At 55.9% G+C, this 21,503-nt stretch carries 21 protein-coding genes; 14 read left to right on the top strand and 7 right to left on the bottom strand.

The window, feature by feature from the left end; genetic code table 11:
• Window positions 1-97: 97 nt before the first annotated feature.
• Window positions 98-1,279, bottom strand: a complete 1,182-nt coding sequence (locus ACR0AD_RS04195) for an ABC transporter substrate-binding protein (RefSeq protein ID WP_209503916.1) — start codon at window positions 1,277-1,279, stop codon at window positions 98-100.
• Window positions 1,280-1,433: 154 nt separating this feature from the next.
• Here ACR0AD_RS04195 and ACR0AD_RS04190 point away from each other — a divergent pair, with 154 nt between their 5' ends.
• Complete coding sequence (locus ACR0AD_RS04190; RefSeq protein ID WP_480485624.1) at window positions 1,434-2,531, top strand: PQQ-dependent sugar dehydrogenase; 1,098 nt, start codon at window positions 1,434-1,436, stop codon at window positions 2,529-2,531.
• A 2-nt stretch (window positions 2,532-2,533) separates the two neighbouring features.
• Here the strand turns inward: ACR0AD_RS04190 and ACR0AD_RS04185 are convergent, their stop codons facing one another.
• Window positions 2,534-3,538: a GlxA family transcriptional regulator gene (locus tag ACR0AD_RS04185; RefSeq protein WP_480700997.1), complete on the bottom strand. Its 1,005-nt coding sequence runs from the start codon at window positions 3,536-3,538 to the stop codon at window positions 2,534-2,536.
• A gap of 169 nt (window positions 3,539-3,707) precedes the next feature.
• On the opposite strand from ACR0AD_RS04185, the gene ACR0AD_RS04180 reads away from it, so the two are divergent.
• Window positions 3,708-5,078, top strand: coding sequence for a class II 3-deoxy-7-phosphoheptulonate synthase (locus tag ACR0AD_RS04180; protein ID WP_480485626.1), 1,371 nt, complete (start codon window positions 3,708-3,710; stop codon window positions 5,076-5,078).
• 71 nt (window positions 5,079-5,149) lie between these two features.
• Here ACR0AD_RS04180 and ACR0AD_RS04175 read toward each other — a convergent pair whose 3' ends face one another.
• Window positions 5,150-5,824: a PAS domain-containing protein gene (locus ACR0AD_RS04175; RefSeq protein ID WP_480480919.1), complete on the bottom strand. Its 675-nt coding sequence runs from the start codon at window positions 5,822-5,824 to the stop codon at window positions 5,150-5,152.
• A 245-nt stretch (window positions 5,825-6,069) separates the two neighbouring features.
• Here ACR0AD_RS04175 and ACR0AD_RS04170 point away from each other — a divergent pair, with 245 nt between their 5' ends.
• From ACR0AD_RS04170 to ACR0AD_RS04120, 11 genes are all read left to right on the top strand, one after another.
• A complete protein-coding gene (locus ACR0AD_RS04170) occupies window positions 6,070-6,960 on the top strand; it encodes a YicC/YloC family endoribonuclease (protein ID WP_480485628.1) in 891 nt (296 codons plus the stop codon).
• Window positions 6,961-6,977: 17 nt separating this feature from the next.
• Complete coding sequence (gmk, locus tag ACR0AD_RS04165) at window positions 6,978-7,619, top strand: guanylate kinase (protein ID WP_480485630.1); 642 nt, start codon at window positions 6,978-6,980, stop codon at window positions 7,617-7,619.
• Window positions 7,616-8,140 (top strand): gamma carbonic anhydrase family protein, encoded by a 525-nt coding sequence (locus ACR0AD_RS04160; RefSeq protein WP_480480923.1) that lies wholly within the window; start codon window positions 7,616-7,618, stop codon window positions 8,138-8,140. The genes gmk and ACR0AD_RS04160 overlap by 4 nt, the downstream gene beginning before the upstream one ends.
• A 28-nt stretch (window positions 8,141-8,168) precedes the next feature.
• The gene (locus ACR0AD_RS04155; RefSeq protein WP_480485631.1) at window positions 8,169-9,215 is read left to right on the top strand and encodes an ATP-binding protein; all 1,047 of its coding nucleotides are present in this window, start codon (window positions 8,169-8,171) and stop codon (window positions 9,213-9,215) included.
• Between the two features lie 185 nt (window positions 9,216-9,400).
• Window positions 9,401-10,441, top strand: coding sequence for a substrate-binding domain-containing protein (locus ACR0AD_RS04150; protein ID WP_209503925.1), 1,041 nt, complete (start codon window positions 9,401-9,403; stop codon window positions 10,439-10,441).
• A gap of 88 nt (window positions 10,442-10,529) precedes the next feature.
• Complete coding sequence (pstC, locus tag ACR0AD_RS04145; protein ID WP_480485633.1) at window positions 10,530-12,002, top strand: phosphate ABC transporter permease subunit PstC; 1,473 nt, start codon at window positions 10,530-10,532, stop codon at window positions 12,000-12,002.
• Window positions 11,999-13,330, top strand: a complete 1,332-nt coding sequence (gene pstA / locus ACR0AD_RS04140; RefSeq protein WP_480485635.1) for a phosphate ABC transporter permease PstA — start codon at window positions 11,999-12,001, stop codon at window positions 13,328-13,330. The genes pstC and pstA overlap by 4 nt, the downstream gene beginning before the upstream one ends.
• Before the next feature lie 12 nt (window positions 13,331-13,342).
• A complete protein-coding gene (pstB, locus tag ACR0AD_RS04135; RefSeq protein WP_267366513.1) occupies window positions 13,343-14,140 on the top strand; it encodes a phosphate ABC transporter ATP-binding protein PstB in 798 nt (265 codons plus the stop codon).
• 16 nt (window positions 14,141-14,156) lie between these two features.
• The gene (gene phoU / locus ACR0AD_RS04130; protein ID WP_480480933.1) at window positions 14,157-14,858 is read left to right on the top strand and encodes a phosphate signaling complex protein PhoU; all 702 of its coding nucleotides are present in this window, start codon (window positions 14,157-14,159) and stop codon (window positions 14,856-14,858) included.
• 12 nt (window positions 14,859-14,870) lie between these two features.
• Window positions 14,871-15,560 carry a phosphate regulon transcriptional regulator PhoB gene (gene phoB, locus ACR0AD_RS04125; protein WP_480480935.1) on the top strand — a complete coding sequence of 230 codons (690 nt, stop codon included), beginning with the start codon at window positions 14,871-14,873 and terminating at the stop codon, window positions 15,558-15,560.
• 178 nt (window positions 15,561-15,738) lie between these two features.
• Window positions 15,739-16,506 carry an SDR family oxidoreductase gene (locus tag ACR0AD_RS04120; RefSeq protein ID WP_480485637.1) on the top strand — a complete coding sequence of 256 codons (768 nt, stop codon included), beginning with the start codon at window positions 15,739-15,741 and terminating at the stop codon, window positions 16,504-16,506.
• On the opposite strand, the gene ACR0AD_RS04115 is transcribed toward ACR0AD_RS04120, so the two are convergent.
• Both ACR0AD_RS04115 and ACR0AD_RS04110 read right to left on the bottom strand, forming a co-directional pair.
• Window positions 16,503-17,372, bottom strand: coding sequence for an acyl-CoA thioesterase (locus ACR0AD_RS04115; protein WP_480485639.1), 870 nt, complete (start codon window positions 17,370-17,372; stop codon window positions 16,503-16,505). The two genes, ACR0AD_RS04120 and ACR0AD_RS04115, sit on opposite strands and share 4 nt — an antisense overlap.
• 51 nt (window positions 17,373-17,423) lie before the next feature.
• Window positions 17,424-18,638 carry a serine hydrolase domain-containing protein gene (locus ACR0AD_RS04110; RefSeq protein ID WP_480485641.1) on the bottom strand — a complete coding sequence of 405 codons (1,215 nt, stop codon included), beginning with the start codon at window positions 18,636-18,638 and terminating at the stop codon, window positions 17,424-17,426.
• 217 nt (window positions 18,639-18,855) lie between these two features.
• Between ACR0AD_RS04110 and ACR0AD_RS04105 the strand changes: the two genes are divergently transcribed.
• Window positions 18,856-19,479: a DsbA family protein gene (locus ACR0AD_RS04105; protein ID WP_480485643.1), complete on the top strand. Its 624-nt coding sequence runs from the start codon at window positions 18,856-18,858 to the stop codon at window positions 19,477-19,479.
• 7 nt (window positions 19,480-19,486) lie between these two features.
• On the opposite strand, the gene ACR0AD_RS04100 is transcribed toward ACR0AD_RS04105, so the two are convergent.
• Window positions 19,487-20,521 (bottom strand): phosphotransferase family protein, encoded by a 1,035-nt coding sequence (locus ACR0AD_RS04100; RefSeq protein WP_480485645.1) that lies wholly within the window; start codon window positions 20,519-20,521, stop codon window positions 19,487-19,489.
• 14 nt (window positions 20,522-20,535) lie between these two features.
• Window positions 20,536-21,354: an SDR family oxidoreductase gene (locus ACR0AD_RS04095; RefSeq protein WP_480485646.1), complete on the bottom strand. Its 819-nt coding sequence runs from the start codon at window positions 21,352-21,354 to the stop codon at window positions 20,536-20,538.
• Window positions 21,355-21,503 lie beyond the last annotated feature (149 nt).

Below are 21,503 nucleotides of genomic sequence, written 5' to 3'. Positions count from 1 at the left end.
TTGCCTTGTCCCCGTGAAACGAGGTGCAGCCTTTTGTCATTGAAACAGCCCGGACACAAGGCCCGGGCTGTCTGATTTTATAGCTTGATATGCGGGATCAACGGAAGTTGACGGTCTTGTTTTCGCCGTCGGTCACTTCGATCTCGCGGTACGACCCTGCGCTTTCGCCGGGGCCGATCAACTCGACACCGGACGCGCCGACATAGTCGATGTCCTGACCGGCGGCCAGCAGTTCCAGACCTTTGGCCAGTTCACCCGGATAGATCTTTTCACCCGGCGCATTGGCGACGTCCATAACTTTGCCCGCGTAATCTGCCGGGTTGGTCGAACCGGCGGCTTGCATGGCGAACATGAACAGCGCTGCCGCGTCATAGGATTCGGGCGAATAGGGCGACGACCCGTCAAACCCGGCTGCTTCAGCCAGTGCAAAGTACTTTTCTGCACCTTCACCACCCGACCCGGCGATCTGACCGAACGAGCCGTTCAGGTCGGGGCCGACATTTGCGGGCAGCGAGTCGCCAATCATGCCACCGGGCAGACCAAAGGTGTCAAACGCACCGCTGTCCAGCGACGACTGGATGATGCCCAGACCACCCTGGTCCAGATAACCCGCGACAACCAGAATGTCGCCACCGGCCGAGGCCAGCGCGCCAACTTCAGCCGAATAGTCGGCCTTGCCGTCTTCATGCGCCGTAACGATGGTCACTTCGCCGCCAACCGCTTCGAAGGACGTCTGGATCGCATCGGCCAGACCTTTGCCATAGTCGTTGTTGGTATAGGTCAGCGCGATCGAGTTGATGCCGCGATCCTTGAGGATATCAGCCATAACCTGACCTTCGCGTGCATCCGATGGCGCGGTGCGGAAGAACAGGCCGTTGTCCTCCATGGTCGACAGGCCGGGCGAGGTCGCCGAAGGCGAGATCATGACCATGCCGTTTGGAATGGCAACGTTTTGCAGAATCGCGCCGGTAACACCCGAACAGTCGCCGCCGATGATGCCTGCAACGCCGTCAGCGATCATACGCTCGCCGTTCGAGGTGGACAGACCATTGTCGATACAGCCGGTATCGGCACGTACACCAGCCACGCTGGCACCGTTCATGAACTTGCCGGATTCGTTGACTTCGGCGATTGCCAGCTCAGCACCCGACCCCATGGCAGGGGCCAGCGATTCAATGGGGCCGGTAAAGCCGATCAAAATCCCAAGTTTGACATCTTCGGCCATGGCTGCGCCGGCCAGCAATGCAGTTGCTGCAGTTGCAGTAAGCAGCTTTTTCATATGGTTACTCCCAGTTGTGAACGTATTCGTTCTGGCGACGACCCTAGGCAAGCTGTTCGGAAAAGAAAAGTCCTAACGCAAACGTGTCTTTTTCGGTTGAAAATCTATCTGTTTTGTTGGGACTCACCCCTGATTGTCACCGAAAGGGACCAGAATGCTCAGAACGGCGATGATTCTGTCTTTCTCACTCTGCGCCTTGAATGCCGCAGCCCAAACGTTGTCGGTTTCAGCCGGGATGGTCCAGCTGGAAGAAATGGTCGGCGGGTTGGAGACCCCATGGGCGGTTGGCATTTTACCCGATGAAAGCTTCCTCGTCACGGAACGGGATGGAAGGTTGCTGTATGTGCGAAATGGACAAGTTGGGGATGTTTCAGGCGTTCCAATGGTTGCGGCTTTGGGGCAGGGCGGATTGCTGGACGTCACGATCTCACGCGATTTCAATCAAAGTCGAGAGGTCTTTCTGACCTTCGCAAAACCTCAGGGCGACGGTGCAGGGACTGCGGTTGCGGTTGCGCACCTGCCCGAGACTGGCAAAAACCTTCAGAACTTCCGAGTAATTTTCGAGGCATCGCCCGGTGGTACGGGCGGGCGGCATTTTGGCAGTCGTGTGGTCGAAGCGCTGGACGGGACATTGTTCGTGACCCTCGGTGACCGGGGGCAGGCGGAGAATGCACAGGATCGGTCCAATCCCATGGGCTCGGTCATCCGTATCAACCGCGATGGGACGGTTCCGGCAGATAACCCCTTTGTCGGGCAATCGAATATCGAACCCGAAATATGGTCATACGGTCATCGAAATCCACAGGGCGCGGATTTGGACGCGCGTGGCCGACTTTGGACCTCGGAACACGGGGCGCGGGGTGGAGATGAAATCAACCAACCCCGCGCAGGCCGGAATTATGGTTGGCCTCTCATCTCCTATGGTACGCATTATTCGGGTGAAAAAATCGGAGAAGGTACAGCCGAAGAGGGGCTGGAACAGCCAGCTCACTACTGGGATCCTTCCATCGCGCCGTCTGGCCTGCTGGTTTATTCCGGCAAGCTCTGGCCGCAATGGGCAGGTGATGTTTTCGTAGGATCTTTGAAATTTGACTATATCGCCCGACTTCAGGGCGATCCAATGCATGAGGCCGAACAGATCAGAAGCCCTGAAACCGAGCGCGTCCGCGATATCGTCGAAGCGCCAGACGGGTCGATCTGGTTTATTTCGGTTGGGAAGGGGGCAATTTACAGAATATCTCCGGCGGAGTGACCTTACACCGATAGCCGCCCGCTTTGCGCTCCGCGTTCGCGATAGGGTGTGGTGTTGTAATGCGCGCGGTAGCATTTTGAGAAATGGCTGGGCGAGGCGAACCCACAGGCCAGGGCTACGTTGATAACGCTCATATCTGTTTGCATCAGCAGGTTCCGTGCCTTGTGCAAGCGAAGTTCCATATAGTACCGCTTGGGCGAGCGGCTGAGGTAGCGCCGGAACAGACGCTCAAGCTGGCGGGTCGACATGCCGACTTCCTTGGCCAGAATCGAAGGTGAGATCGGCTCTTCTATGTTCTTTTCCATCATCAGGATGACCTGACTCAACTTGGGGTGACGTACGCCAATACGCGTCGGTGTAGACAGGCGCTGCGTGTCCTGATCTGTCCGGATAGACGAATAGATCATCTGATCCGCCACCGCATTTGCCAGGTCTTCGCCGAAATCGTCTGCAATCAACTTGAGCATCAGATCGATAGAAGAGGTCCCCCCAGCCGTCGTCATACGACTGCCGTCAATCTGAAAGACTTCTTTCGTCAACTCGACCTCATCGAATTCTTCGATGAAACTGTCGGAGTTTTCCCAATGTATCGTCGCCCGCTTGTTGTCCAGCAGACCGGCCTTGGCCAAGGTATAAGCAGCCGTGCACAGACCGCCGATCCGCAATCCGCGCCGTGCCTCGCGCCGCAACCAGTTCAGAATGCGTTTGGTGGTCGCGGCTTGTACGTCAACGCCCCCGCAAATCAGAACGACATCGTCGCGTTGCAGTTCGTCCAGGTCACGATCCAGTTTGAATTCGGTTCCGGCTGAACATGAAATCGAATCTCCGCCTTCACCTGAAAGCGTCCATGTATAAAGTTGTTTGTCGGCCATGCGGTTTGCGATGCGCAGGCTGTCGAGCGCCGACGCAAAAGACAGCAGCGAAAACTTGTCCAGCAGGACAAAAACGAAATGGCGGGGTGTGGCCCCAGCATTTTCCACCGTGACTGCTTGGCGTTGCACTTGCATGACAAAATGTCCTTAATTCTGCGCGGGAAAACCTGGTATCCGGCGACGTATTTGGCAGTCACCATGATCAAAGCTTGTTTGCGGCGTCAAGAGGCGCAAATGGGATATGGTCACTCTTCATTGCTTTTTGTATAGAGGCGACCTGAACACTTCAGCGGAGATCAAAGCTATGACCGAATGGCAAAAGTCGAACTGGCGCAACAAGCCCCGGGTTCAGATGCCAGACTATACCGACGCGGCCGCATTGGCCAAGGTCGAGGCCCAGCTTTCGCAGTATCCCCCGCTGGTCTTTGCCGGTGAAGCGCGGCGCCTCAAGCAACATCTTGGTGCCGCCGGTCGCGGCGAGGCCTTCCTGCTTCAGGGCGGGGACTGTGCTGAAAGCTTTGAACAATTCAGCGCCGATGCGATCCGTGACACCTTCAAGGTGATGCTGCAAATGGCGATGGTTCTGACCTATGGTGCCAAGGTGCCCGTGGTAAAGGTCGGTCGCATGGCCGGTCAATTTGCAAAGCCGCGCAGCGCCCCGACCGAGGTTGTGGATGGTGTAGAACTGCCCAGCTACCGGGGTGACATCATCAACGAACTGGCGTTCACGCCCGAAGCGCGGATTCCGAATCCCGGAAAGATGTTGCAGGCCTACACGCAGGCGGCGGCCACGTTGAACCTGCTGCGTGCCTTCTCAACCGGTGGCTTCGCCGACATGAGCCGTGTTCATTCGTGGACGCTGGGCTTTACCGACGAACAGGACGTTCAGAAGTATTCCGAAGTTGCGGACCGCATTCAGGACACCATCGACTTCATGGAAGCGGCTGGTATCACGGCAGACACGACGCACGAATTCTCGACCGTTGAATTCTACACCAGTCACGAAGGTCTGTTACTGGAATATGAAGAGGCGCTGACCCGTCTGGATTCGACCTCGGGCAACTGGCTGGCCGGGTCTGGCCACATGATCTGGATCGGCGACCGTACACGCCAACCTGACGGCGCACATGTCGAGTTCTGTCGTGGCGTTCTGAACCCGATCGGATTGAAATGTGGTCCGACGACGACGGCAGAAGATCTCAAGGTTCTCATGTCGAAGCTGAACCCTGAAAATGAAGAGGGCCGTCTGACCCTGATCGCGCGCTTTGGTGCAGGCAAGGCGGGTGAACACCTTCCGCGTCTGGTCAAGGCCGTGAAGGAAGAAGGCGCCAAGGTTACTTGGGTGTGCGACCCGATGCACGGCAATACGATCAAATCGGCCACGGGCTACAAAACCCGCCCGTTCGATTCTGTCCTGCGTGAGGTGCGCGATTTCTTTGGTGTGCATCAATCCGAGGGCACGATCCCTGGCGGTGTCCATTTCGAGATGACCGGTCTCGACGTTACCGAATGCACCGGTGGTGTGCGGGCCGTGACCGAAGAGGATCTGTCGGATCGTTACCACACCGCCTGCGACCCACGCCTGAACGCGTCTCAGTCACTGGAACTGGCGTTCCTTGTGGCGGAAGAACTGACCAACCTGCGCCGTAACGGATCAAAACGCGCCGCAAGTTAAGCGTGCGAAAAGAAGGAAAAACAGCGGGCCAACGGTCCGCTGTTTTTTTTGTTCCGGGTGTTCAAACTGGTTCAGTCATCGCGCGACACGACCAGACGAAGGTGTTTGGCCGCGCGTTTGAAATCCGTTTGGTCTTCGGCAAAACCGTCAACGGTTTGAGGCACAGCAGGAACTGGTGCCTGAACTTCCGAAAACGATTTGATCCGCGTATCCGTAATCGAAAATCTGCGTGGGGTTTTACCAATCGCACCATCCGCAACCATGACACCCAGAACCCGGCTGACGTCGCCCAGATCGCTTTTGAGCGGCAAAAGGATCATGCAGGCCTGCATCCGGGTACGTCCCAGTATCCCGCTCGAATCCAACCCCAGTTCGGCAACGGCGGGTGCTGCGAAAACCTGCTCCAGAACGTCCTTAAGACTGGCGCGGTCATCAGGTTGAAAAAAGGCCGTCACAGGCATGCCGCGAACCTCCATCCCCGCAAGTGCGTTCAAGTGGCTTCCGGCAAGGCGAAACCGGGCCAGGCCGGGCGCGATCCGTTCAAGAATGAAAGTATATTCAAGTATGTTTTCCAGTCCACGCGGGTCGACCTGAGACCGCATCGGAACACCGTCACCGCTCAGCAATGCAGTCCAATACGCCTCGGCCTGGCGGATCGGCGTAAGGCTGCGCCCACTGTCAAAGCGATCCATTGCGACGATCTTTCCAAATTCTGACCCGGAACCAGTCCCGAAAAAGGTTTTCATTTTCTTCACCCTTACGTCAATTGGCCGCCATTTTCATAAAATGCAACACAACCGGAGCATTTGTGGCCTGCAAGCCATTACCAGGGGTAGTTTGACTCGGGTTTATTCAATTTTGGAGCAATTCTTTAACGAATGGTTAACTTACGCCAAACAAATGCGGCCTCAGCAAACTCTTGCTCTGCACCGGCCAATCGCATTAGGTGCGGCACACATCCAAATGGGTGAGGTCACAGGAAAGGACAGTCATGATCAGATCCATGACCGGGTTTGCCTCGGGGAAGGGGGAATACGGACCGCACAACTGGACGTGGGAGTTGCGCAGTGTCAACGGCAAAGGCCTTGATATGCGCCTGCGCGTCCCTGATTGGCTGACCGGGCTTGAGGTGGCCCTTCGGGCCGCGCTGTCAAAATCCCTGAGCCGAGGGAATGTGACCCTTTCAATGCGTCTGACCCGCGAGGACTCTGCCTCGGAACTGGCATTGAACGAGGTCGCTATGGCCGCTGCCCTGAGCGCTTTGGAACAAACACATAAGATGGCAGCTGCGCGCGGTATTGCTCTGGAGCCGGCGCGCGCCTCGGACCTATTGGCACTGAAAGGCATGTTGGATGCAACCGCAGATGCGGATGATCCCGCTCCGCTGGTTGCGCGCCTGACCGAAGATTTCAACGACCTGTTGGCCGCTTTTGTCGAAATGCGCCGGGCCGAGGGCGAAGCGTTGGCTACTGTGCTGAACACTCAGTTGGATCAGGTTGCGGCGCTGACAGCTCAGGCAGCTGATCTGGCCGTGCATCGTAAGGACAAGATGGCCGCGACATTGCGGGACAATCTGGCGCACGTACTGGACAACGCGCAGGGCGCGGACCCGGATCGCGTCGCGCAGGAACTGGCATTGATCGCGGTTAAAGCCGACATTACCGAAGAGATTGACCGCCTGTCTGCACATGTCGTCGCAGCAAGAGAGCTGCTTGGGCAGGAAGGGGCTGTCGGACGCAAACTTGATTTCCTGATGCAGGAATTCAACCGCGAAACCAACACGCTGTGTTCCAAGGCTCAGAGTACGGAACTGACGGCTGTCGGGCTGGAACTGAAGGCGGTGATCGATCAGATGCGCGAACAAGTGCAAAACGTAGAATAATGATGGGAACGACTGATATGGCGGATCGCCGAGGCCTTTTAATCATCCTGTCTTCCCCGTCCGGGGCAGGCAAATCCACCCTGGCAAAGCGGCTGATGGACTGGGACAAGGACCTTGAGTTTTCGGTCTCGGCCACAACCCGCGCCCCGCGTCCGGGAGAAGAACATGGGCGGGATTACTATTTTCTTTCAGAGGACGAGTTCAAGCAGAAGGTCTCCAATGGCCAGATGCTGGAACATGCGCATGTTTTCGGCAATTTCTACGGCTCACCCGCTGATCCGGTGCGTAGCTCGATTCACGCGGGCAAGGACGTTCTGTTCGACGTGGACTGGCAAGGCGAGGTTCAGATCCGCAACTCGGATCTGGGTAAGCATGCGTTGTCGATCTTCATCCTGCCGCCTTCGATCCCCGAACTGCGCCGCCGTCTGGAATCACGTGGGCAAGATAGCGATGAAGTTATCGCAAGGCGGATGCTCAAAAGCTGGGACGAGATCAGCCACTGGGGCTATTACGATTATGTCCTGATCAATGACGATCTTGAGGCGACCGAGAAGAAGCTGAAGACCATCGTCAGCGCCGAACGGATGCGCCGTATTCAACAGCCAAATCTGCAACAGCACGTGCGCAAACTTCAAAACGAATTCGAGGGGCTGTCATGACGATCTACGCTTTAGGCGAGCACATGCCCGAAATTCACGAGGACACGTGGGTTGCGCCCGATGCCAACCTGATCGGCAAGGTTGTGCTGGAACAGGGCGCCTCGGTTTGGTTCGGCTGCACGATTCGCGCAGATCACGAGGAAATCCGCGTTGGTGCAGGTAGCAACGTTCAGGAAAACTGCGTCATGCACATCGACGCCGGGTATCCTTTGTCGATCGGTCCGAATTGCACCATCGGACACAAAGTGATGTTGCACGGGTGCACAATCGGAGAAAATACTCTGATCGGAATGGGCGCGATTGTTCTGAATGGTGCCCGGATCGGGCGGAATTGCCTGATCGGGGCAGGGGCCCTGATCACGGAAGGCAAGGAGATTCCGGATAATTCCCTTGTGATGGGGTCTCCGGGCAAAGTGGTGCGCCAGCTTGACGAGGCCGCAGCAAAACGGATTACCCTAAGCGCGCTGCATTATCAGGAAAACATGCGCAGGTTTCGGGACACTCTGAGACCTGTTCAATAAAGCGCGCGGATTGATCGGGGTTTGAAGCATGTCAGATGACCTTCTAGACGGATTTGTTCAGGCCATCCCAATGCCCGCGCTGATGGTGGATCAGACCGAACGGATCATTGCCGCCAATACGGATGCGAAAACCCTTCTGGGGCAGAATATCGAGGGGCGGCATTTCGCGACCATCCTGCGGCAGCCACAGGTTCTTGAAGCGATTGAGCAAAGCCTCCAGTCCAAAGGAAGCAAGGCAGCGCGTCATCTTTCCAATGATGGCGCGCAGGACACAACATTTGATGTGCAATGCCGGTATATGAACGGGGTCGGAGCTGTGTCGGGCGGGGCCGTTCTGACCACTTTTCAAGATGTCACGCATCTGGAGCAGGCAAGTCAGATGCGCCGCGACTTTGTTGCCAATGTCAGTCACGAGTTGCGGACGCCTTTGACGGCGCTGATGGGCTTCATTGAAACCTTGCGCGGCCCTGCACGTAACGATCCGGCTGCGCGTGACCGGTTCCTGCAAATCATGGCCGATGAAGCCAACAGGATGAACCGGCTGGTTGGCGATCTTTTGTCCCTGAACCGCGTGGAAAGCGAAGAAAGAGTTCGCCCAAATAAACAGCTGGAGCTGACAGGGCTGCTGCAATCCACCATGAACTCGTTGCGCCCCCTTGCGGAAGAGGCGGGCGTGACGCTGACGCTTGACGCACAGGACGGCCCGCTTTCCGTTACCGGAGACAGCGATCAGTTACGGCAGGTATTCACCAACCTGATCGAAAACGGAATAAAATACGGTGCCAGCGGTGGTAGCGTCACAGTCCGCGTTCTGTCATCAGAGCGTGACGCGGCGATGCGTGGGCCAGGGGTGCGGGTGAAGGTCATCGACAAGGGGCCAGGAATTGATTCCGTACACCTGCCACGCCTGACCGAGCGATTCTATCGCGCCGACAACCACAGGTCCCGCCAGTTGGGTGGAACGGGGCTGGGGCTGGCCATCGTCAAGCACATCGTCAATCGCCACCGCGGACGGTTGCGCGTGGAAAGTGAGTTGGGAAAAGGTTCCGTGTTTACGGTCATCTTACCACGGTAGCCCTTCCCGCATTACCACCCTACGAAATCTGCCTCGTTACGATTTTCTGACTCGAAATCTCAGGATATTCGAGAGTTGTCATAAAAGCGTTACACACTTGTCACAAAAGGCTTACGCACGACCCCTAGGGGTGCACGCAGGATCATCATGGGGGTGATCAATCATACCTTTTCAAGGAGACTGAAATGTCCTTTGTGAAACTGTCGGCTTCTGCGCTGGCAATCGCCGCCGTCTCGGCAACCACCGCTGCTGCCCGTGACAACGTTCAGGTTGCCGGTTCGTCGACCGTTCTGCCATATGCCTCGATCGTTGCGGAACTGTTTGGTGAGAACACCGATTTCCCGACCCCGGTTGTTGAATCGGGCGGTTCGTCAGCTGGTCTGAAGCGTTTCTGTGAAGGTGTTGGTGAAAACACCATCGACATTGCAAACGCATCGCGCGCGATCCGTGAAAAAGAAATCAAAGCCTGCGCCGAAAACGGTGTGACTGACATCATGGAAGTCCGCATCGGTTATGATGGTATCGTTTTTGCAAGCCAGCAGACCGGTCCTGCCTTCACCGCTTTTGAACCTGCCGACATCTTTAACGCTTTGGGCGCAAAAGTTCTGAAAGACGGTGAAGTGGTTGATAATCCTTACACTACTTGGGCCGAATTCAACCCTGAACTGCCTGATGTAGAAATCGCTGGCTTTATTCCGGGCACCAAACACGGCACCCGTGAAGTGTTCGAAGAAAAAGTTCTGCTGATCGGTTGTGAAGCGACCGGCGCGATGGAAGCCATGATTGCTGGCGGTATGAGCGAAGACGACGCAGAAGATGCATGTCTGGCCGTTCGTACCGACGGGAAAGCGGTCGACATTGATGGTGACTACACCGAAACGCTGGCGCGTATCGACACCAACCCCAATGGCATCGGCATCTTCGGCCTGGCGTTCTACGAGAACAACACCGATAAGCTGAAAGTGGCAACCATGTCGGGTATCGCTCCTTCGACCGAAACCATCTCGACCGGTGAATATCCGGTTTCGCGCCCGCTGTTCTTCTACGTGAAGAAAGCCCATATCGGCGTGATCCCCGGCCTGAAAGAATATGCCCAGTTCTTTACCCACGACGAAATCGCAGGCGCTTCGGGTCCTCTGGCAAACTATGGTCTGGTTGCGGACCCTGAGCTGGCAAAAACTCAGGATGCAATCGCCAACGAAGTAACCATGGGTTCGGGCAGCTAATCCCGCCTTTGGTTCGAAATACCGGGGGCGGCATTTCTGTCGCCCCCACATTTTTCAGCTTTCCCGGCCAAGACCAAATGGGGGTTTCATGCCGATAGTATGGCTCGTTCTGATCGTGCTAGCGATTGCTTCAGTCGGTTACGTGTTGGGGCGCTCACGCGCCCTGCAAAGCGCCACAGGAGATATCCGGGCTTTGCACTCGCTGCCGTCGTATTATGGCGCAAATGTCGCTCTCAAGACGATCGTACCCGCATTCGGCCTTATGATCCTCTGGTTGCTGGTACAACCGCTTTACGTGAACTCTCAGGTTTCTGAAACGATCTCGGGTTCTGCCATCCAAGACGGCTCGTCCCTAAATCTGGTCATGGCCGAGGTCCGTCGCACCGCGTACGGTCTGGATAACGCGGTTGCCGCCGGGCAGATACCCGAGGAACTGGCGCGCAACGCGCGCGCGGATGTAATCGACATGACCCAGCGTCTGAAGGATGCCGGGCAGGTGGTGACGTCGGATATCACGCAACCTGTGCTGCGCGCGGCGCAAAGTTATCGGATCATGAATGCGACCGGCTATTCGGTCATGACTGTCGCCGTCATACTGACGGCACTCGCCGGTGCTGCAGCCAGCTGGTTTCAAACTCACGCAGAATACCGCGCGCGTAATGTGGTCGAGCAGGGCGTGCGTTTTCTGTTGCTGGCGGCCGCATCCATCGCAATTCTGACCACTGTCGGGATCGTCCTGTCTCTGGTTTTCAATACTTGGGAATTCTTCAAGCTCTACCCTGCTACCGATTTCTTTTTCGGCACGACATGGGCCCCCAGTTTTTCGGGACGCGGCGGGTCGTCTGAGCTTGGTATTATTCCCTTGTTGTGGGGGACATTCTATATCTCTATCGTTGCGCTGCTGGTGGCCGTCCCGATCGGGTTGTTCGCCGCGATTTACCTCAGCGAATACGCCTCCCCCCGTGTCCGCGCCGTAGCAAAACCGCTGCTCGAGATTCTGGCCGGTATCCCGACCATCGTTTACGGCCTTTTTGCGCTGCTGACCGTTGGTCCGCTTTTGCTTGGCCTGTTCGGGGATGAGGGGCTTGGCTGGATGAAAGCTGGCACGGCAGTCATGACCGCTGGGTTGGTCATGGGCATCATGCTGATCCCGTTTGTGTCCTCTTTGTCCGATGACATCATCAATGCGGTGCCGCAGGCCATGCGCGACGGCTCTTACGGACTGGGCGCAACGCAATCCGAAACCATCCGTCAGGTTGTTTTACCTGCGGCCCTTCCAGGTATCGTGGGGGCGATCCTGCTGGCCGCATCGCGCGCCATAGGTGAGACAATGATCGTGGTCCTTGGGGCAGGGGCGGCAGCACGGCTGAGCCTGAACCCGTTTGAAGCCATGACGACGGTCACCGCAAAAATCGTGAGCCAGCTGACCGGCGACGCGGATTTCGCATCGCCCGAAGCGCTTGTGGCCTTTGCCCTGGGTATGACCCTTTTCACTCTCACGCTTGGGCTGAACATCTTTGCCCTCTACATCGTGCGTAAGTATCGGGAGCAATACGAATGACCGACGCCAGCATGCAAAGCTCTGAAACAGGTCATCGCTCTGTCTCGCTGACTGTAGCGGATGCACATACCAAAAAACGTGCAAATGCAGAGAAACGATTTCGGGCCTACGGCATTGTCGCTATTGCAACGGGCCTGTTCTTCCTGATCGTTCTGTTCGCCTCGATCCTGTCGCAGGGCATTCCGGCTTTTCAGCGCACTGTTGTCAGCGTGGATTTCACCCTGTCTGCTGCGCAACGAGACGAGGCGGAAAGTACGTTGTTCAAGACCAAAGCCTATTCCAACCTGTTCATCGCTCAGTTGAGCAAGGAACTGGAAGACCAGGGGATCAGCGTTGATTTCGACGAAGCGGCCATCGAACGTCTTCTTGGTAAAATCGGTGGAACCATCCGAACTTACTATGCCGATAACCCCGGCAAGCTGGGTGATCCGGTCAAGTTTGATCTGGCCGCATCCAGCCGGGTTGACGGGTATTTCAAAGGCCGCGTGTCCCGTGACACCTTGCAGGACAGCCGGTTTCTACAGCTAAGCGATCTGGATCTGGTTGATGCGCTGAAACAGGCGGGCATCATCAAGCAGGCCTTCAACTGGCCGTTCATCACCGGCGCGGATTCTGGCGTTGACAACCCGGGCGGTGCGGGCATCGGCGCCTCGGTCATTGGGTCGTTCTTCATGATGCTGGTGGTTTTGGGCCTGTCACTGCCCATTGGTGTGGCGGCGTCGATTTATCTTGAAGAATTCGCCCCGCAGAACAGATTCACCGACCTGATTGAAGTGAACATCTCGAACCTTGCCGCCGTGCCGTCGATTGTGTTCGGTATTCTGGGTCTGGCCGTGTTCATCCAGTTCATGCACCTGCCACAATCGGCGCCGCTGGTTGGTGGTCTGGTTCTGACCCTCATGACATTGCCGACGATCATCATCTCGACCCGCGCCTCGCTGAAAGCGGTTCCGCCGTCGATCCGTGATGCAGCGTTGGGGGTAGGGGCCTCGAAAATGCAGGCTGTGTTCCACCACGTGCTGCCTTTGGCCGCGCCGGGCATTCTGACCGGCACCATCATCGGTCTGGCACAAGCCTTGGGTGAAACCGCGCCGTTGTTGCTGATCGGCATGGTAGGCTTTGTGGCGCGGGGATATCCCGACGGGTTCCTTGCCGGCTTTACCGAGCCGAACTCGGCAATGCCCGCCCAGATTTACACTTGGGCCGCACGCGCTGATGTCGGGTTCTACGAAAAGGCCTGGGGCGGAATCATCATCCTTTTGATGTTCCTGCTGACCATGAATATCATCGCTATCATCCTGCGCCGCCGCTTTGAACGCCGCTGGTAATTGGGGGCAATAATGAACGACATGACACGAGTGGAGAGAACCGTGGACTCCAAAGACATCAAGATCAACGCGAAGAAGGTTCAGGTATACTACGGTGATACCCACGCCATCAAGGACGTGAGTGTTGAGATCGAAGACAAGACCGTCACGGCCTTTATCGGTCCTTCGGGTTGTGGAAAATCGACCTTCCTGCGGTGTCTGAACCGGATGAACGACACCATCGATATCTGCCGTGTCGAAGGTGATATCCTGTTGGACGGCGAAGACATTTATGACAAGCGGGTCGACCCCGTTCAGTTGCGCGCCAAAGTCGGCATGGTGTTCCAAAAACCGAACCCGTTCCCCAAGTCGATCTACGACAACGTGGCCTATGGTCCGCGTATCCACGGCTTGGCCAAGAATAAGGCGGAACTGGATGAGATCGTTGAGAAATCACTGCGTCGAGGCGCAATCTGGGATGAGGTCAAGGACCGTCTGGATTCGCCTGGCACGGGTTTGTCAGGGGGGCAACAGCAACGTTTGTGTATCGCGCGCGCCGTGGCAACTGAACCGGAGGTCCTGTTGATGGACGAGCCGTGCTCGGCGCTGGACCCGATTGCAACCGCACAGGTCGAAGAGTTGATCGACGAATTGCGTTCCCGATATTCGGTTGTGATCGTCACACACTCGATGCAGCAGGCCGCGCGCGTCAGTCAGAAAACGGCCTTTTTCCACCTGGGTAATCTGGTGGAATTCGGTGAAACCGGTCAGATTTTTACCAATCCGGTCGATCCGCGCACGGAAAGCTACATTACAGGCCGTATCGGCTAAGCACAGGTATCAAACAATGAGCGAACAACATATTGCATCTGCTTTTGACCGCGACCTCGAAACAATCCAGGCGCATATCATGAAGATGGGCGGTCTGGTTGAGGCCGCTATCATGGGCGCGGCGCGCTCGCTTGAAAGCCGTGACGTTGAGCTGGCCCAGGAAATACGACAAGGTGACAAGGCCATCGACGCGTTGGAAGACCTGATCGACGAGGAAACCGCGCGTCTGATTGCATTGCGCGCGCCCACGGCCAGTGACCTGCGACTGGTTCTTTCGGTCCTGAAAGTATCCGGTAATCTCGAGCGGATTGGCGATTACGCGAAGAACATCGCCAAGCGTACGACCGTTCTGGCTAATGCAGGCGAGATCAGCGGCAGCGCAGCTGCCTTGCGCCGCATGGCGCGCGAGGTTGAACGTATGCTGCGCGACGCGTTGGACGCCTATATTCAACGCGACGCGGAACTGGCCACCGACGTCATCAACCGCGATGAAGAGGTCGACCAGATGTATAACGGCCTGTTCCGCGAATTCCTGACCTTCATGGCTGAAGATCCGCGCAATATTTCGGCCTGTATGCACCTGCATTTCATCGCCAAGAACATCGAGCGTATGGGCGACCATGTAACCTCGATTGCCGAGCAGGTGGTGTATCTGGTTACAGGCGACCGCCCGACCGAGGCTCGGCCCAAGGCCGATATAACGTCGCAAACAGCGTAGGAGAGGCTTGAGATGTCCGCAGATCAACCGACGGTTCTGGTGGTCGAGGATGAGTTGGCCCAACGCGAGGTGCTGGCCTACAACCTTGAAGCCGAAGGTTTTCGCGTCTCAAAGGCGGCCAACGGTGACGAAGCTATGCTGCTGGTCGACGAAGACTGCCCGGATATCATTGTTCTGGACTGGATGATGCCCAACCTAAGCGGGATTGAGGTTTGCCGCCGGCTCAAAAGCCGTCCGGACACACGCTCGATCCCGATAATCATGCTGTCGGCCCGATCAGAAGAGGTAGACAAGGTTCGCGGGCTGGAAACTGGTGCCGACGATTATGTGGTCAAACCATATTCGATCGTCGAACTGATGGCGCGTGTCCGAACACAACTGCGCCGCGTCCGACCGGCAACTGTTGGCTTGCGACTGGAGTACGATGACATCATTCTGGATTCGGAAACCCACAAGGTCAGCCGTGACAGCAAGCCCTTGAAACTGGGTCCAACCGAATTCCGGCTTCTTAGCACGTTCATGGAAAAGCCGGGCAGGGTCTGGAGCCGTGAACAATTGCTGGATAGGGTCTGGGGACGCGACATCTATGTCGATACGCGTACCGTTGATGTACACATTGGACGACTGCGCAAAGCCTTAACGCAACATGGCGGGGATGATCCGGTTCGCACAGTCCGCGGTGCCGGTTACGCGTTGGGATAATTCGCATCAGACCTGTGTTGATCGCATTGGTCTGATGGCTGATTGCAATGGAATCTGAGTATATCTCGGTTATTTCCTATTAGCGTGTAATTGGTATTATGGTAATAATGCAATACTTGTAATACAGAACGCAAGCCAACACATTGATAACACTGTAACGAACCTGCCCGGAATACGCATGGAGCTTGAGAACAAAACTGTCGTTGTCACCGGCGCTGCCCAAGGTATTGGTCGTGGTCTTGCAGAACGGTTTTCCCAAGAAGGTGCACGTGTAATCTGCTCGGATGTCGATATCGCTGGCGCAAATTTGGTCGCAAAGCAAATTGGTGGTCAGGCGTATCCCTGCGACGTTTCCAGCGAAGCGCAGATCAAGGCTCTGATTGATTTTGTTGAAGAAACTGTCGGTCCAATTGACCTGTTTTGCGCAAATGCCGGAATTCTGACGCTTGGCGGTCTCGATGTTGCGGACGAAGATTGGGATCGGATCTGGAAGATTAATGTCATGTCCCATGTCTGGACCGCCCGCCATCTGGTTCCACGCATGGTTCGTCGCGGCGGCGGATATATAATGATAACTGCTTCTGCGGCAGGTTTGCTGAACCAACCTGGTGCAGCCCCATATGGGGTTACCAAACACGCCGCTGTAGGATTTGCCGAATGGCTTTCGCTGACATACGGCGCTGAAGGATTGAAAGTTTCGGTCCTGTGTCCGCAGGCTGTGCGTTCGAAAATGACCGAAGGCCATGAAATCTCAGTAGCTTCGATTGATGGAATGCTCGAGCCGAGCGACGTGGCTGAATCCTGCGTGCAAGCTATTCGAAATGAACGGTTTTTGGTTCTACCTCATCCACAAGTTGCTGATTATTTGCAGTTCAAAGCGGCTGATTATGATCGGTGGCTTGTTGGAATGCAGAAGTTAAATCAGAGATTTAGCGACAGCAGTTAAGATTGCGCGCGAACTCTGCGCATCAATCCTTCCTGTGCGACAGATGCAACAAGGGTACCGTCCTCGGAATAGATCGATCCACGGTTAAAGCTGCGTCCCTGCCCCGTCCACGGCGAATCCATCACGTAAAGATGCCAATTCTGAAAACTCACCGGGGCGTGAAACCATAGCGCGTGGTCCAGACTTGCGCCGTTGAACTCTCCGCTAAACCAGCTCAGCCCGTGTGGCCGCAATCCAGAGGACATCAGGTTCATATCAGACGCATAAGCCAGCAGTAAGTGCTGCGTTCTGGTGTCGACCGAAGCAGCAGCGGGCATACGGAACCAAGTCTGGTTTCGATCATCAGAGACTTTCGGTGTGAATGGGTCCAGATGATCGACTTCACGGACCTCGATCGGGCGCTCGCGCAGCAATTCACCCCTCAACCTTTCCGGAACACGTTCAACGTATGTTTTACGCAATTCAGATCGGGACGGGTATGCTTCCGGTGCGTTCACGACGGGCATCGGATGCTGATGGTCCCAGCCTTCATCTTGGACATGAAACGATGCAGACATGTTCAGGATTTGCTTTCCGTGCTGAATCGCAACCACGCGGCGGGTTGTGAAAGAACCTCCGTCTCGGGCTCGATCAACTTGATAAATAACGGGTTTCTCCGGATCGCCCGGGCGAATGAAATAGGCGTGCAGCGAATGGCATAACCGTTCTTCAACAGTCCGATACGCCGCAGCCAGCGCCTGCGCGATGACCTGTCCGCCAAAGATGCGTGTGGGCGTTTCACCGCCCGACCCTGTCCCGCGAAACAGATCGACCTCAAGACGTTCAATATCCAGAAGATCCAGTAAGATACGTTCCGCTTCGGTCATCGTCTGCTCGCAAGTTGTGTCGTCCGGCACCGGGTATCAGTACAGAGGAAATCATTCAATCATGGCCGCATGAACCAGTGCCTTGAGTTCGGCGCGGGATGGGTACGAACTTGAGGGGGAAAGTTGGGTAAAGAAAATCGCCGTCAGGTCATTCTGCCAGTCAATCCAGAAATAAGTCGAGGCCATGCCACCCCAGCTGAAATCTCCGATTGAGCCGGGAACTTTTACCAGACCGGGGTTCAGGACGACGGCTCCGGCCAGCCCAAAGCCCATTCCGTCCATCGGTTGTTCTGCGAAACTCTGCGGACCCATTGACGCAATGTCGCCGGGAAGGTGATTGCGCATCATGAAATCGACTGTTTTCGGACCAAGTATTCGGCACCCGTTCCCGGCCCCCCGATTTCGAAGCATGTCCGCGAATTTGGCATAATCATCGATTGTCGAGATCAGACCGCCACCGCCGGAAAAGGTCGTCGTGTTTTCGAACGGGGATCCTATGTGGGAATCGAACAGTCGCAGGCTTTCGCTACCGTGATCCGCGGAATTCAGCGCCATCGCGTCGCCAGCCAATGGGGTATAGAGCGATGCGAAACGATCCCCTGCCCCAGCGGGTGCGGAAAAACCTGTTTCGCGCATGTCCAGCGGCTCAAGGATTTCGCTTCGAAAGAACTGCTCCAATGACTGGCCCGAGACCACCTCGATCACTCGACCCAGCACGTCAATCCCGACCGAGTATTCCCAGCGTGCACCGGGTCGGAACGCCAGTGGCAGCCCTGCCAGATCGCGCACAAGATGTTCCAGAAACCCCTGATTGGGTTTGAAAATAAGGTCCCGTTCATCCATCGCTTGAGGCAAAAGCCCGGGGTTGAACGGGTAGCTTAGCCCACTGGTATGCGTCAGTAACTGATGTAGTGTTGGAGGCGGTGCAGCTTCGGTCTGATCCAGTTTCTCCGCCCCCGGGACCAGCGCCTGCATATCTTTGAATTCAGGCAGAAACTCAGACACAGGCACGTTCAGGTGAACAAGCCCGCGTTCGACCAATGTCATCAACGCGACCGATGTGACCGGTTTGGTCATGGAATAAATGCGCACCAACGTGTCGCGTTGGAAGGGCCGGCCAGTCTCCAGGCTGCTGAGACCACAGGCATGAAAAAAGGCCTCATTCCCTTTTTGGCGCAGCAAAAAGGATGATCCAGCATATTTGCGCTGCTCAACATAGCTCTCCATCCAATGGCTAAGCCGATCCAGCCGGGTTTGATCAAACATGGATTGCCTGTGGGACATTCGCGAGCTTCCGTGAGGTTCTGAATTGCGACTGTTTAAGCTTGTGACCTGAAATAACAGCAAAAAGTTGCGTGTTGCAGAGAAATTCGTGAACAGACTTCATCAGCGTGTCTCACAATGAAATGTTAGACTGAATTCGACGCAGATTCGCCTGAAGTTCAATGAACAAGATTTCAAGGGACCGAAACGGAGGAACCCTATGACGCAGACCATAGACTTCATTTACGATTTTTGCAGCCCGAACGCGTTTCTCGCCCATAAGATCCTTCCCCAACTTGCCGAGCGCCATAACGCAAGCATTACATATGTGCCTGTCCTTCTGCCTGCGGTGTTCAAGGCGACGCATAACCAAAGCCCGTTTCAGGCATATTCCGAAAACCGCCAGAAAACGGCCTATTTGACGCATGATCTGCATAGGTTTGCCCGCCGTCGTGGGCTGAGCTTTCATATGAGCCCGCATTTTCCGATCAATACCAAACTTGCCATGCGCGGCGCGTGCTTTGCCAATGGAAAACCTTGGGAAGTCAAATATATAAACGCGATTTTTGATGCAATTTGGGTGCATGGTCAGAAGGCGGACGAGATCGGTGTCCTAACGGATATCCTGCATGAAAACGACTTGCCCGTTCGCAAAATTCGCGAAGCCATGTCGAGCCCCGACGTTAAACTGAAACTGATAGAGATAACCAAGTCGTCGGTACGGCGTGGCGTGTTTGGGGTTCCCAGCATGTTCACCGGGGCTGAGTTGTTTTTTGGAAAGAATAGCCTGCCAAACCTTGAGGTTGAACTTTCAAGGCTAAATAGTGACATAAAAACAGATTGATAGCGCGTTACTCTAATGTAGATTCAAGCGCTTTCAGGCCATGCTGGGCGAATATCGGAACATATGCGCCAAAAGCCTTTGCTCGGTCAGGGTCGGATGCGTTCCCATCCAGTGCGCGTTTGTAGACACCCTGTAGAATGCCCGCCATGCGAAAGAAATTGAAGCCGAGATAAAAGCCGAAATTGTCTATGCCATCCAGGCCTCGACGTTTGCAGTATTGGGCAATGAATGCCTCATCGCTGGGCAGGCCCAGGCGATTTCGATCCACACCTGCCAGCCCCCGGCCTTGTTTTCCCGGCGGCAACTGCCATTGCATGATTACTGCTGCAAGATCCGCATAAGGGTGACCGATCGTCGACAGTTCCCAATCCAGCACCCCGATACATTCCGCCCGGTTCGGCGCAAACATCAGGTTGTCGATGCGGTAATCCCCGTGCACCAGCGTGCGCTGCCCGTCATCGGCCGGTACCGAGGTTACGAGCGCATTGGCCAGCGCATCCATATCTGCAATTACCGAGGTTTCGGACGCGCGGTATTGCTTGGTCCAGCGTGCGATCTGACGCTCGTAATAGTTGCCAACCGGCCCATAGTCAGACAGGCCAACGGCATCGATATCCACCATATGCAACTGGGCAAGAACCCTGTTCATCTCGTCAAGAATGGCGGCGCGGGTTTCGTTACTTTCTTTTGGCAGGGTTGGGTCTGGAAACACCCTGCCCTTCAAGTGTTCCATCACATAAAAGGCCGAGCCGATGACGCTGTCGTCTTCACACAGAAGATGCATCTTCGGCACTGGAACCTCGCTTCCGGCAAGCGCGCTTTGAACCCGAAATTCGCGATCAACGGCATGTGCCGATTTCAGCAATATTCCAGCGGGTTTTCGGCGCAGCACATAGGCTTTCTCTGGCGTGCGTAGTTCAAACGTCGGGTTGGATTGCCCTACATCAAATTTCCTCGCCTCCAATGGCCCGTTGTAGCCCGAAAGATGCGCGCTTAGATACGCATCTACTGCCGCCAGATCCAGATTTGTTTCGGTTCTCATTGGCTGTCTTCCTGTCACAGGGCCTCGGCAAAGATGTTTCCCGCAGTCACCACGTTGATCCCACCCGAAACCGGGATCACCGCACCTGTCACATAACTGCCGCCGCGACCGCACAGGAACAACATACAGCCTGCAATATCCTCGTCCCTTCCGACGCGACCCAGAGGTACAGACTTGCCAACCCGTTCTCTGGTATCCTCATCGGCTGTCGCAAAGGCTGTCATACGCGACACAAACGGCCCCGGCGCCAGCGCGTTCACTGTGATGTGGTACGGTGAAAGTTCCTTGGCCAAGACCTTGGTCAGATGCAGAACTGCAGCCTTTGAGGCCGAATAGCTGTAGGCTCCATCGCCCATTGGGACTTCACCCATGACTGACCCCACATTGACAATGCGCGCCGGGTCTTCGGCGGTGCCTGATTTCATTAGCATTGGCAAAAGCCGCTGGGTCAGTTCGAATATCCCTGTCACGTTGACAGACATGACCTTTTCCCATGCATCGTAGGGAAACTGCCCCATAGGGGCACCCCAGGACACCCCCGAGTTGTTCATCAGGATGTCCAGTTTGTCCGTACGCTCCTGAATGTCAGAGACCAGCTTGCCTATACCGGCTGCGCTGCCAATGTCACCGGCAAAGCCTTCGGCGCTGCCCGGCGCGTCCAGCGCATTCAGTTCTGCAGCGACCGTGGCACAGGCGTCTCCTTTTCTTGAGGCAATGAGCACGCGCGCGCCTGCCTGAACCAGCGCCTCGGCTGCCATGCGGCCAATACCTGTCGCCCCACCTGTTACCAAAGCGGTTTTGCCGTGAAGCGAAAAGAGGGTGTCGGGGGTCATTTTGTGCTCCTCAGTTTCTTTGTCGCCAGTTCATCCTGATACAAATTGCGTTCCTCTTGCCGTCGCGGCAGGCGTTGGACCGTAGCGTTGACAAAAAACCATGCTGCACCAAAACTTCCTCGACACAAAGTACAGGCAGATCAGAGGCG

The sequence above is a fragment of the Ruegeria sp. BH8 genome, assembly GCF_056538065.1.
Note: the sequence above shows the minus strand (reverse complement) of the source record. Positions and strands in the feature narration are given on the sequence as shown.